A 12,488-nucleotide genomic window follows, 5' to 3' on the forward strand; every position below is an offset into this window, starting at 1 on the left:
CGTGAGAAGGATCAATGAGCGGAGATAGAAAGCGTGGATATTCGCCTGAAGACGAACGTGATTTTGCAGGCCCTGCGTTACAGACGATGAAGCGTTCCGCCGAAGAGCTGTATTTTCTGCTGAATCGTGCTTATCCGATGAAAGGTGCTTCGACATTTATCGGGAATCATTATCTGCTTTCAGAACGCCAGCGAATTGCTTTGACGCGTATCGTCTCATCTGAAAAGGACATTGGACGAGAAAGGCAAAGCAAAAGCATCTGGGGGCCTTAGCAGATGAAACGGTCAATATAGACGGCTTCAATCAGATTATCACCTTGGAGGTTGCACAATCCGGATCGCCTATTTTCAGGTGTATGGATGGCACATACCGTGATCTGGCAGGACTTCGCGGTACCTATAGACTGATCGACAAAACAGATGACGCCATACGATCTCTCATTTCCGCAGTGAAAAAGCTCTGCATAAAGCGGGCGGTATTCTGGCTGGATGCGCCGGTTTCAAATTCCGGCAGGCTGAAAACCCGGATTGCCGAGGTTGCAGAGAAAGAACAATTTGAAATTGAAATTGAGATCACCAGTAACGTGGACAGGGTGCTTTTTGACTGTGCAAATGTAATCAGCAGTGACAGCATTATTCTTAACCGTTGTCTAAGCTGGGTAAATCTGAACGAAGCAATCATTCCCAGTATCCCGGACGCATGGATTATAAATTAGCGCCGCCGTGTACTTGTCACGGCCGGCGCTTTCCCATAGGCAAAAGATTTATTCCGTTCCCGCTTTCAGAGCTTCGCTCATCGGAACCCGAGCCACCTTTTTTCTGCACATCCATTTGGCAAACTCATATGTCAGCATCACGACGATAAAGCCAAACAGCATATACAGGACATTCAGCTTGACGGGCAACACGACCTGCAGGCTTTCCGTCAGAGAGGCGAAGAAGGCCCCTGCTGTCCCCAGCAAAGCGGGGATGCCTAGCAGATATCCCAAAACAACGATCAGCGTATTACTGTCCAGCACCAGCTTTCCGATTTCCTTTTTCCGATATCCGAACACTTTCATTAACGAGATACTGGTTCTGCTTTCGTCGACCACCAGGCCGGTTACAATATAGAGGATAATCAGACCAAGCAGGAAGGCGGCGGCAATCAGGCCGTAAACCATGGGCCCCATCTGGTCAATCATCCTGCCAAGCCCCGCGACAACGGCATCGATGGATTTGGTGCTTTGGATCTCGCCCTCGGCGAAGGTCATCGCCTTGCCGCTCCAGATCCCGTGGTAAGCGTCCGTGGGGTACCCGAACTCCGCGTTGAACCGGTCGAGCGGCAGGAACAGGAAATCGCCCGCATAGGTATCGGCTATTTTTTCAATGGTGAAAGTGTGTTTCTTTCCGTTTTCCGTATCGAATACCGTCACGCTGTCGCCGGTTTTCACGTTCAGCTTTTGCGCAAGCGTGGCAGTAATCGTGGTCTGTTCCGGCTGGAACGATTGTCCGGACGCATCCTTCAGCCGGACCTTCTCGGTGTCCGGCAGAACCCCGGTAACATAAAAGCTGATGTCTTCATTGTCCGCAAGGCTCACGTACGCCGCGTTGAACTGTTCTGTTCCCGCCGGAGGCCCCCCTGTTTTTAACGATGTGAAAACATACTCGTACTTAAAATCGTACAGCTCGCTGATCCCTTCGCCCAGCATATAGTCAACGGAGCTTTTCATCGTCAGCCCGTACAGCATGAGCATTGTGGCGACAACAACCCCAAACAGCAGGAAGAAAGTCCTGGACAGGCTGCGGACCTGTTCCCTGATTCTAAATTTCGTGTTAAATCCAAAACGGTCGAGCCTTAAGCTGCGCTCCAGAAAATTGACTTCACCCTTTGTTTCCCCGCCCTTCATGAGTACCGCCGGAGCTGTTTTCAGCGTCCTGCCGATGATCCACCAGGTAACTCCGCAGAGAACAATAACCGGCAGCGCAACGGCGAAGACGACCAGCCACGGGTTCAGAATCGTTTCATAGACAGGCATGGGAAAAGCGGCCAGCATGAAGCGAAGCTCGCTGTTTACCAGCAGCAGTCCCAATGCGGAACCAATCACGGAGCCGATGATGGATATCAAAAGGGGAAAGGTCAGATAGTGGCGGCGAAGCTGACGCCTCCGATAGCCCTGGGCGTAAAATGTCCCGATGACGACAGATTCGCTTTTGATCGTGCGCCACATCAGCATCCCGAGCAAAGCGCAGGCAAGCGCAAGCATGGCGAGCGGTACGGCGGCGCTCATCGTGGATAATACGTTGATCTCCATGGGAATATAGGATACGTTGACTTTCCTTGCCGTACTCTGCCAGTTGGTTATTTGGATGCCCTGAGAGCGCAGCGCGTTCTTTACCGAGGCTTCCTGGGATTTGATGTTTTCCCTGTCGTCAAAGCGAATGGCGTAAACCCTGTTTCCACCCGGCAGGGTCTCGAAATTCTCTTTGCCCACCACGGCAATGCCGAAGGCGGTGGAGTCATTCATCATTTCTTCTTTTGATTTGATCACATAAATAAAATTGGGCAGAAGGGCATAGCCTGAAACGGTAAATTTCCTGCCCGCAATGGTGATTTTGTCGCCGATCCGATATCCGTTTGTCTGGGCGAACGGGCGGTCAATCATGATTTCCGAGCTGCCCGGAAGTTTTCCTTCCTGAACGGCGGGAACGTTCACCTCATCCATGGCGGAAAATACACGCAGCGTCTGCCCGGGCTTTACTTTGCAGTCCGCCGTCCCGCCGCCCTCCACCTTTGCGGAAAATTGCCGGCCGAAAGCCGCCGCGTCGATGTCGGCATCGGTCGAGAATTCCGCGTCGGACAATGCGTTCCGCTCGGAAAATTTTCTGAACATATTATCCAGGTTCATAGACGTCAGATTCATCGTAATAAACATCATGCTGCTGATCATGAGCAGCAGCATGGAACCGATATAACGCGCCTTATGCTCCAGCATGGTCCGTATTACTTTTTTGAAAAGTACCATTACCATTCGATCCTTTCCGCCGCGGCCGTTTCCTCGTGCCGGATGGCTTCCACGATCTCTCCGCCGCGCAGTTTGTAAACTACGTTCGCCATATCGCCGATTGCGGTGTTATGGGTAATCATCAGGACAGTTGTGCCAAAGCCGCGGTTTACCTTCTGCAAAAGGGAAAGCACGCCGTGGGACGTCTCATAATCCAGCGCGCCAGTCGGCTCGTCGCACAGCAGAAGCTTCGGATTTTTCACAATCGCTCGGGCAATCGCCACGCGCTGCTGCTCTCCTCCGGACAGTTCCCTGGGGAAGCTCCTTTTTTTCATTTCGAGGCCAACTGCGTTCAGCACGGTATCCATATCGAGCGGCGCCTTTGATATGTTGGAAACCAACTCGATATTTTCCGTGACCGTCAAATTGGGAACGAGGTTATAGAACTGAAAGATGAAGCCGACCGAATCCCTGCGGTAATCCGTCAGCCTGTCATCGCTAAGCGCGGTCAGTTCCATGCCGTCAACAGAAACACTTCCACTGTCCGCGCGGTCAACGCCGCCGATGATATTCATCAGCGTCGACTTTCCCGAACCGGACGGGCCGAGTATCACGCCTGTCTGCCCCTTTTCAAGCGTAAGGCTGATCCCTTTGAGCACCTCGTTTTTGCTTTCGCCCGCCTGATAGCTCTTTTTCAGGTTTTCAACTGTAATAAACATTCCTAATTCCTCCCCATTCCCTGCTTTAATAAGGAAATCATGTCTTTTAATAAATTCTCCATTTCATAGTACTGTTCTTCCGTAGGGTCGTAATCAAAGCCTTTGACCTTTTCCATGATCTCCATGTCGAATTTTTCCGTTACTCCCTGAAAAAACAGCAAAAGGGTTTTGTCGTCCAGATCATCGCGGACGGTAGCCTTTCTTTTGCCGTTGGCAATCAATTTCAGCTCATATTCCTCACCGATCCGGGATAATTCGCGGCTCGCTTCGAGGGCCAAACCGCCGAATTTACCCGCGTAGATATCCATCGAAAATGCAACGAGCAGCGGCTCCTGTTTCAACAGTTCAAAACGTTCGCGACTTCCGGAGAGAAAATACTCATACACATCCATATCCTGAAGCGGAGTCTGCCTGTCGATTATTTTCATAAAATAGTTCAGCGCCCATGTGACAGAATACAGAAACATCTCCTTTTTATCATCGAAATATTGATAGATGCTGCCCTTGGCGACTTCCGCTTTTCGGGCAATTGTTTCTATTTTCGCATTTTCAAAGCCGCGGGCATGGAACTCTTCAATTGCTGCCCGCATGATTCTTTCTTTTTTGTCGTCATCAAGACGATTGAAAGTCCTTTTTGGCAATCCAATTACCTCCTAATAATACTACATAATGACTTTTCGGTCATATTATATGACTCATAAGTCATTATGTCAATAGCTTTCAGCGAAAAGGAATAAATTGCTTAGCGAGTACGCTGATTTACCCCATGCAGGACGATTTATAATCCCTTATTATGCGCTCTATTTTAATAGGAAACTGCCCCATTGCCGTGAAGGTTAAAAAATGATTTACTTTCAAAAGAAGGAAGGCCTCCTGAAATTATAATGCCATGATTGGATTTTGATATTACGATAAAAATCGACTTAAAATATGTAAATTTATAGCTATAACACCATAATTCTGTCGGTTCATCATTGATATATTTATATTTCGGAAGTATACTGAAAAAAACACACCTTTTAAACACCAAAATTCAGAGGTAGACAAATGGAAGATCGCCGTTTGAGCATTTTAGCACATATCGATCAAAAAACCGGCCGCGAACAGCCGCTTGCGGAGCACAGCCGGAACGTATCCCTATCCTGCGGGAAAGCCTGTGAAAAAATCGGGCTCTCCTCCCTTGGGCTGCTGGCCGGCCTCCTGCACGACAGCGGCAAGGGAACGATGCAATTCCAGCGTTATCTGCGCGGCGGAGACGCGTCGCAGCGGGGGAAAATCCCCCACTCTTTCTGCGGAGCCCGGTATTGCTATGAAAGCTGGGGATTGGACGGCTCCGTCAGGGGGCTTACAGCGGAGCTCCTTGCCGCCGCTGTCTGCGGGCACCACGGCGGGCTGCCCGATGTAACAGGCGTTACCGGGGACGACTGTCTGCGGCGGCGCGCATGGCCCGAAAAGGAGATCGACTACGAAGAGGCTTTACAGAGCTATTTCCAGGAAAGCTCCTGCCCCCGGGAGCTGGACGATCTATTTTTGAAAGCACAGCAGGAGATCGGAAAGCTCGGAAATTCCATCCGGGGACTCTGCGAAAAAATCCCGGCCAGCGGCAGAAAGAAAGCGTTCTGTTTCCTTTTTGGAATGGTTCAGCGGTATCTGCTGAGCTGCCTGATCGACGCCGACCGGTATGACACCTTTTTATTTGAAGCGAACGAACAGGAACCGCGGCCGCCGGATTTGCCCTCTTTATGGCGGGAGCTTGCCGACAAGCTGGAAACCCATCTGCGGGGATTTTCGGGGCAGTCCCCCATTGACCAAAAGCGCCGGGAAATTTCCGAGCAATGCCTTCGCTTCCGCAAAAACGGAAACGGAATCTATCGGCTGTCCGTACCGACCGGCTCCGGGAAAACTCTCAGCTCCCTGCGCTACGCCCTGAACTGCGCAAAGGAAAACGGCAAGGAGCACGTCTTTTACATAGCCCCTTACAAAAGCATTCTGGAACAGAACGCTTCGGATATCCGGGATGCCCTCGGCCTGGATGACGAGGACGCACAGGCGGACAAAATCCTGCTGGAACACCACAGCGACGTGGTCGTCGACGATGAGGAAAAGGAGGAGGCCGGACGCCGCGAGCTTCTGACCCAGCGATGGTCGCCACCGGTGATCCTCACCACCACGGTACAGTTTCTCAACACGCTTTTCGACGGAAAGACCGGATGCATACGCCGTATGCACAGTCTGACAAATTCCGTGATCATTCTGGACGAGGTTCAGGCCATTCCCGTGAAATGCACGCTGCTGCTCAACGCGGCGCTGGATTTTCTCGCATACGTCTGCGACTGCGCGGTCGTTCTCTGCACCGCGACCCAGCCGAGTTCGGAGGAGCTGGAGATTCCGGTCATCCCGGGCAAGCCCGCGCAGATGACGGAAAATCTGGAAGAAACGTTCGCAGCCTTCCGGCGTACCCGGGTCGTGGACAAAACCACCGAAGGCACTTTTTCTGCGGACCGGCTGGCGGATTTCTGCGCCAACCGGCTGTCCGGCTGCGAAAGCCTGCTAGCAATTCTGAATACGAAGTCCGCCGCGGCTTCCCTGTACCGCGCTCTGCAGGCCCGCATGGAGGAACTCCCACAGGGAGATCGCATACCGCTCTATTTTCTGAGTACCAGCCTGTGCCCGCAGCACCGTATCGACCGGATCCGGGAAATCCGCGAAAGGCTCCAGTCTCCGGGCGCCAACCGGATGGTCTGCGTCAGCACTCAGCTGATCGAAGCCGGTGTAAACCTGTCTTTCCAGTGCGTAATCCGCTCTCTCGCGGGGTTGGACAGCATTGCACAGGCCGCCGGGCGCTGCAACCGCCACGGGGAAAGCACCTGCCGGGATATCTTCCTTGTAAAATGCGCGGATGAAAACCTCTCCTCTCTTCCGGATATCCAAAAGGCGCAGGAGGCCGCCGCCGAAGTGCTGGACGCCTTTCAGATCGATCCCGCGCAATTCGGGGACGACCCGCTCTCCCCCCGGGCGGTCAGGCGATATTACCATCATTACTATCATCTACAGGAACAACAGCTTTCTTATCCCGTCGGCGAAAAAGACGACCCTAAGCTATTCGCGCCAACCGACTTATTCGATCTCTTATCGGAAAATTCCCTGTCCCGAAAAAGCTGTGCGGAAAATCATTGTTCCCGTCCGCCGCACCCGATGCATCAGGCGTTTGATACGGCGGGAAAGCTTTTTGAGGCCATTGAGAAAGGCGGCCTTGACGTGATCGTTCCATATGGGGAAGGAGAAATCCTGATCGCAGAGCTGTGCGCGGAGCCGGACCTGCGCGAACTGCCGGGACTGATCCGGCAGGCGCAGCGCTTTACCGTCCACCTGTTCGACGGCGAGCGGAGAAAGCTCAGCGATCTGGGAGCGATCCGTATCCTGCCCGACAGCGGCGCGGCCATTCTGCTCGAAGGATTCTATCACCCGGACCTCGGCGTACAGACACACCGCGCGGAAATGGACGCGCTGATCGAATAATCCTGTTACAGAAAGGAGAATTATCATTGGAATATGAAAACAGCGTAAGTTTTCTTGTCTCCGGCAAAATGGCGCTTTTCAGCGACCCGGTCACAAGGGCCGGCGGGGAAAAGTGCAGCTATCAGGTGCCGACCTATCAGGCTCTCAAGGGCATTATCGAATCGGTCTATTGGAAACCGACTTTTATCTGGCACATAGACGCGGTGCGGGTCATGAACCCCATCCGCAGCCGGTCGGAGGGAATCCGCCCCATCGGGTATACCGGTGGAAACACGCTTTCCATTTACACGTACCTGACCGACGTCGCCTATGAGGTAAAAGCCCATTTTGAGTGGAATGAAAACAGGCCCGACCTTTCGGGAGACCGCAATGAAAACAAGCATTACCTGATCGCGAAGCGCATGATCGAGCGCGGCGGACGGCGCGACGTGTTTTTAGGGACAAGAGAATGCCAGGCATACGTCGAGCCCTGCGAATCCGGTTTTTCCGATACGGCGAAGGGCTATTACCGCGATACGCCCGAGCTGTCCTTCGGCCTGATGTTCCACGGATTCAATTATCCCGACGAAACCGGACGGAATCAGCTGGAAAGCCGCTTCTGGTATGCGAAAATGAGAAACGGCGTCATCGAGTTCTGTGCCCCCGGCGACTGCCCCGTGGTAAGGGTCATTAAAAAGCAAAAGCCAAAGGCGTTTGTAATCGGGCAGAACATGTCCGGCTGCGACGATACGGCAAAGGAGGCGGTATCCAATGGGCTGGATGCAGAAGCTCTATGAAACCTATGAAAACTGCCGGAGCCTTGTAGGCGTAAAGGAAGGCGAGCTCCCTCCCCTCATGCCCATTTACCACACCACGCAGCAGGCACATGTGGAAGCGGTGATCGACACCGACGGCTGCTGGCGTACAGGCCGCGCGAAGGTTTTGGCCGACAAAAAGGACCGCGTCACGCTGATTCCCTGTACGGAACAGTCGTCCGCCAGAACCAGCGGCCCCGTGCCCCATCCGCTGTTTGACGGTCTGAAATACATTGCGGGGGATTACGGGAACTACCGCGACCCGAAGGACAGCCATTACGCCGAATATATTGAGCAGCTTTCCGCATGGTGCGGTTCTCCGTACGCCCATCCGAAGGTCCGCGCCGTTCTGGAATACCTCAAAAAAGGAACGCTGATGGCCGATTTGATACGCGACAATATTTTATACCAGGAGGAATCCGGGCGGCTGCCGGAAAGCTGGGACGGCAAAAAGGAAGATGCTCCTCCCATTTTCAAAGTCTGCGCCAAGGATCAAGCCGACGCCTTTGTCCGCTTTCAGGTGATCTCCGCAGACGGTGCGGAGGATTTGCAGAGCCGTCCATGGGAAGATGAAACCGTCTGGAAAAGCTTTATCGACTACCAGAACAGTCTGCAGACAGACCGGGACTATTGCTATGTCTTAGGGAAGGAGATGCCCGTATCGTCCCTCAGCCCGAAATATATCCGCAGGCCGGGCGACGGCGCGAAGCTGATTTCCGCCAACGACGGCGACGGGTTCACCTACCGCGGCAGATTTGAGACGCCTTCCCAGGCGTTCCGCGTCGGGCGGGAAACGACGGAAAAGGCCCACAATGCCTTAAAGTGGCTGATTCCCCGACAGGCCTTTACCAACGGGGACCAGGTCATCCTTGCGTGGGGGACGGACGGCGGCAAAGGGCTCGACCCGTGCGAAGGAGCGCTGGATTTGCTGTTCGACCTCGAACCGGACCCGCCCCCGGTCACGACCGGGGAGGAATTCGCGGCGCGTTTTACAAAAGCGACGGCAGGATACGGCGGTAATCTGAAAGGCTGGGAGGACATGTGCGTCATCGGGCTGGATTCCGCCACACCGGGCCGGCTTTCCGTTTTTTACTACCGTGAAATGCAGGCAAAGGACCTTGTTACGCGAGTGAAAAGCTGGCATGACACCTGTTCCTGGGAGCTGAACGACTTTCCCCGGGACGCTTGGAAGACAGGCGAAAAAACAAGACCGATGCCCTTCCGGGGCGCGCCTTCCCCAAAATCCATCGTGAAAGCGGCCTACGGAAGCCGTGTCGACGATAAGCTTATGAAAAGCGCCGTACAGCGCCTGCTGCCATGTATCGTGGACGGCGCGTCCCTGCCGGAAGACCTGATGCACTGTGCGGCCCGGCGCGCCTCTAATCCCGAGGCAATCGACAAAAAGCAAGAGAATTATCAAAATACGCTTGGGATCGCCTGTGCATTGATTCGCAAGTTTCATAACGACCGTATCAACCGTAAACAAATCAAGGATGAAACATACAGGGAGGTTTGGACCATGGCATTGAATCCGGAGGAAAACGACAGGAGCTACCTGTTCGGCAGGGCGCTCGCCTACGCACAGCAGATAGAGGGCTATTCGCTCGGGCTGTCGGAAGCATCCCGCAGTACCAACGCGGAACGGGTGCAGGCGGCGTTCAGCCAGCACCCCGCGAAAGCATGGAAAACACTATACCATCAGCTGCTGCCCTATCTGCAAAAGCTCGGCGACAGAGGAAAACGGTACCGGGAGGAACTGAACGAAGTGATTTCCCGCATTCCCCTCAGTGAATTTTCAAACGCTCCGCTTTCCGAAATTTACCTGCTGGGCTACGCGTGCCAGATGCAGAAATTTCATGAGGACAAGCAGGAAAATATCCGTAAAAAAATGGAAGCCGCTGAAAACAGCATAAAAGGAGAGGAAAACAAATGAGCACACTGGCCAATAAGATCGATTTCGCAGTAATTCTTTCGGTTAAGAACGCAAATCCGAACGGCGACCCGCTGAACGGCAACCGCCCCCGCGAGACCTATGACGGCATCGGCGAAATTTCTGACGTATGCATCAAGCGTAAAATCCGCAACCGCCTGATGGACATGGGACAGCCTGTTTTCGTTCAGTCCGACGACAAACGCGCGGACGGCTTTAAAAGCCTGAAGGAGCGCGCGGATTCCGTAGACGAACTGAAAAAGACAAAAGACAGTGAACTCTACGCGAAAGTCGCCTGTGAAAAATGGATGGACGTGCGTTCCTTTGGTCAGGTGTTCGCTTTCAAGGGCAACGACGTTTCCGTCGGCGTACGCGGTCCCGTTTCCGTACACCCGGCTTTCAGCGTCGACCCCATCGACATTGCCAGCATCCAGATTACCAAAAGCGTCAACAGCGTGACGGGAGATAAGAAATCCTCAGACACCATGGGGATGAAGCACTGCGTTCCTTTCGGAGTTTATGTGTTTTACGGCAGCATCAACTGTCAGCTGGCGGAGAAGACGGGATTTACGGAAGAGGACGCGGAGCTCATCCGCGATGCGCTGATTTCCCTGTTTGAAAACGACAGCTCTTCGGCGCGGCCGGACGGAAGCATGGAAATCTGTAAGGTATTCTGGTGGAAGCACAACTGTAAAACCGGACAGTACTCTTCCGCTAAGGTGCACCGTTCCTTACACATTGCCGCAATCAAAAACAAAAAGGCCCCGGGCGGCAATCTGCCTTTCCGAATGGAGGATTACTATACCGTCACGGTCGATACGCTGGACGGGCTCTCTCCTGAAATTTACGATGGAATATAGCGAGGAGGAATTTCTGAGCATCGCCGGCCTCCAGCATTTCGCTTTTTGCCGCCGCCAGTGGGCGCTTGCCTATCTTGAGATGCAGTGGAACGAAAATCTGCGCACCGCCGAGGGCCATATCCTGCACGAGAACGCGCACGATTCCTTCTCCGCGGAAAAGCGTGGGGACCGGATCATCTCCCGCGGGATGTCCGTGTTTTCCCGCCGACTCGGCGTAAACGGCGTCTGTGACATCGTGGAATTTCACGCGTCACCCCACGGCGTTCCCATTTTCGGCCGTGAGGGCAAGTGGCTTCCCGTGCCGGTGGAATATAAGCGCGGCTCGCCGAAAGAAAATGACGCCGACCGTCTTCAGCTGTGCTGCCAGGCCATGTGTCTGGAAGAAATGCTCCTGTGCGGAGAAATTCCAAAGGCCTATCTGTATTATGGAGAAACCGCCCGCAGGACCGCCGTCCCTCTGGACGAAGCCCTGCGCGGAAAAGTCGCCGCCATGCTTTCGGAAATGCACGAGCTTTCCCGCCGAAACTATACGCCGCGCGTAAAACCGACAAAAAGCTGCAATGCCTGCTCGCTGAAAGGGCTTTGCTTGCCGAAGCTGTGCCGCGGCGGTTCTGCGGCGGATTATCTCAAAAAGCGTCTGGAGGAATTTTCGTGAGGATATCGGGAAATACACTGTATGTTACATCACAGGACGCCTATCTGGCGCTGGACGGTGAAAACGTGGTCATACAAAGGGAGGAAAGCGAAAATCGAAGAATTCCCCTGCATAATCTGGACGGAATCGTCACCTTCGGCTATACGGGCGCCAGCCCCGCCCTGATGGGAGCCTGCGCCGAACGCGGCGTTGCGCTGACCTTTCTCACGATGCACGGGCGTTTTCTGGCGCGCGTATCGGGAACAGAACAGGGAAACGTGCTGCTGCGCAAAACCCAGTACCGCTTTTCCGACGACGAGGCGCAAAGCGCGGGGATCGCCCGGGGATTTATCACCGGAAAACTCTTCAATTCCCGCTGGATTGTCGAGCGCGCCGCCCGAGATTATCCCCTGAGGCTGGACAAGGAAAAACTGAGCGGTGTTTCCGCTTCTCTGGCGGACGCGATCCGAAGCCTTCCGAGCGCGGAAACACTTGAGGATATCCGGGGAATCGAGGGAAAAGCGGCAACACAGTATTTTTCCGTATTGGACGATATGATTCTGCAGCAAAAGGAGGACTTTTTCTTTCATAGCCGCAACCGCCGCCCTCCCATGGACAACGTCAACGCGCTGATATCTTTTGTCTATACTCTTCTCGCCCACGATACGGCCTCCGCTTTAGAAACCGTGGGGCTGGATCCTTATGTCGGGTTTCTGCACCGCGACCGGCCTGGAAGGCTTTCCCTCGCTTTGGATTTGATGGAGGAATTCCGTTCGGTTCTGGCGGACCGCTTTGTCCTGACGCTGATCAATACCAAGCAGGTCAACGGCGGAGGTTTTGTCCGGAAAGAAAACGGCGCTGTCCTGATGGATGATGATACGCGAAAAACCATTCTGACTGCGTGGCAAAAGAAAAAGCAGGAACAGATCACCCACCCAATGCTCGGAGAAAAAATGGAGTGGGGCCTTGTCCCGTATTCGCAGGCTTTGCTTCTTGCGCGGTATCTGCGCGGAGACATGGATGTTTACCCGCCGTTTTTATGGAAATAG

11 protein-coding genes are annotated in these 12,488 nt (G+C 53.7%); 8 read left to right on the plus strand and 3 right to left on the minus strand.

Annotation, left to right across the window (positions count from 1 at the left end; all coding sequences use genetic code 11):
* The first annotated feature begins 14 nt into the window (after positions 1 to 14).
* Positions 15 to 272, plus strand: a complete 258-nt coding sequence (locus tag ACRQU7_RS16505; RefSeq protein ID WP_444641948.1) for a DUF434 domain-containing protein — start codon at positions 15 to 17, stop codon at positions 270 to 272.
* A 44-nt stretch (positions 273 to 316) separates the two neighbouring features.
* Positions 317 to 715: a DUF5616 domain-containing protein gene (locus tag ACRQU7_RS16510; RefSeq protein WP_444641950.1), complete on the plus strand. Its 399-nt coding sequence runs from the start codon at positions 317 to 319 to the stop codon at positions 713 to 715.
* A gap of 48 nt (positions 716 to 763) precedes the next feature.
* Here ACRQU7_RS16510 and ACRQU7_RS16515 read toward each other — a convergent pair whose 3' ends face one another.
* Genes ACRQU7_RS16515 through ACRQU7_RS16525 form a run of 3 tightly spaced genes read right to left on the minus strand, consistent with a single transcriptional unit; the run spans position 764 to position 4,343 of the window.
* The gene (locus ACRQU7_RS16515) at positions 764 to 3,010 is read right to left on the minus strand and encodes an ABC transporter permease (RefSeq protein WP_444641952.1); all 2,247 of its coding nucleotides are present in this window, start codon (positions 3,008 to 3,010) and stop codon (positions 764 to 766) included.
* Positions 3,004 to 3,702: an ABC transporter ATP-binding protein gene (locus ACRQU7_RS16520; RefSeq protein WP_038325831.1), complete on the minus strand. Its 699-nt coding sequence runs from the start codon at positions 3,700 to 3,702 to the stop codon at positions 3,004 to 3,006. The genes ACRQU7_RS16515 and ACRQU7_RS16520 overlap by 7 nt, the downstream gene beginning before the upstream one ends.
* A 2-nt stretch (positions 3,703 to 3,704) precedes the next feature.
* On the minus strand, positions 3,705 to 4,343 hold the full coding sequence (locus ACRQU7_RS16525; RefSeq protein ID WP_444641955.1) for a TetR/AcrR family transcriptional regulator: 639 nt from the start codon (positions 4,341 to 4,343) through the stop codon (positions 3,705 to 3,707).
* 406 nt (positions 4,344 to 4,749) lie between these two features.
* Between ACRQU7_RS16525 and cas3 the strand changes: the two genes are divergently transcribed.
* The 6 genes from cas3 to cas1c are packed head-to-tail and all read left to right on the plus strand — an operon-like array spanning position 4,750 to position 12,488.
* On the plus strand, positions 4,750 to 7,221 hold the full coding sequence (gene cas3, locus ACRQU7_RS16530; RefSeq protein WP_444641957.1) for a CRISPR-associated helicase Cas3': 2,472 nt from the start codon (positions 4,750 to 4,752) through the stop codon (positions 7,219 to 7,221).
* Positions 7,222 to 7,247: 26 nt separating this feature from the next.
* Complete coding sequence (cas5c, locus tag ACRQU7_RS16535; RefSeq protein WP_444641959.1) at positions 7,248 to 7,997, plus strand: type I-C CRISPR-associated protein Cas5c; 750 nt, start codon at positions 7,248 to 7,250, stop codon at positions 7,995 to 7,997.
* Positions 7,972 to 9,948: a type I-C CRISPR-associated protein Cas8c/Csd1 gene (gene cas8c, locus ACRQU7_RS16540; protein ID WP_444641961.1), complete on the plus strand. Its 1,977-nt coding sequence runs from the start codon at positions 7,972 to 7,974 to the stop codon at positions 9,946 to 9,948. Before cas5c ends, cas8c begins: the two co-directional genes overlap by 26 nt.
* Positions 9,945 to 10,805, plus strand: a complete 861-nt coding sequence (cas7c, locus tag ACRQU7_RS16545; protein WP_444641963.1) for a type I-C CRISPR-associated protein Cas7/Csd2 — start codon at positions 9,945 to 9,947, stop codon at positions 10,803 to 10,805. Before cas8c ends, cas7c begins: the two co-directional genes overlap by 4 nt.
* On the plus strand, positions 10,795 to 11,460 hold the full coding sequence (gene cas4 / locus ACRQU7_RS16550; protein ID WP_444641965.1) for a CRISPR-associated protein Cas4: 666 nt from the start codon (positions 10,795 to 10,797) through the stop codon (positions 11,458 to 11,460). Before cas7c ends, cas4 begins: the two co-directional genes overlap by 11 nt.
* Positions 11,457 to 12,488, plus strand: a complete 1,032-nt coding sequence (gene cas1c, locus ACRQU7_RS16555; protein ID WP_444641967.1) for a type I-C CRISPR-associated endonuclease Cas1c — start codon at positions 11,457 to 11,459, stop codon at positions 12,486 to 12,488. Before cas4 ends, cas1c begins: the two co-directional genes overlap by 4 nt.

Source organism: Caproiciproducens puteiluti, assembly GCF_052442865.1.
Taxonomy (GTDB): domain Bacteria; phylum Bacillota; class Clostridia; order Oscillospirales; family Acutalibacteraceae; genus Caproiciproducens.

Coding starts and splice junctions, on each gene's coding strand:
- ACRQU7_RS16505 (WP_444641948.1), top strand. CDS start 15: ATGAGCGGAGATAGAAAGCGTGGATATTCGCCTGAAGACGAACGTGAT.
- ACRQU7_RS16515 (WP_444641952.1), bottom strand. CDS start 3,010: ATGGTAATGGTACTTTTCAAAAAAGTAATACGGACCATGCTGGAGCAT.
- ACRQU7_RS16520 (WP_038325831.1), bottom strand. CDS start 3,702: ATGTTTATTACAGTTGAAAACCTGAAAAAGAGCTATCAGGCGGGCGAA.
- cas3 (WP_444641957.1), top strand. CDS start 4,750: ATGGAAGATCGCCGTTTGAGCATTTTAGCACATATCGATCAAAAAACC.
- cas8c (WP_444641961.1), top strand. CDS start 7,972: ATGGGCTGGATGCAGAAGCTCTATGAAACCTATGAAAACTGCCGGAGC.
- cas7c (WP_444641963.1), top strand. CDS start 9,945: ATGAGCACACTGGCCAATAAGATCGATTTCGCAGTAATTCTTTCGGTT.
- cas4 (WP_444641965.1), top strand. CDS start 10,795: ATGGAATATAGCGAGGAGGAATTTCTGAGCATCGCCGGCCTCCAGCAT.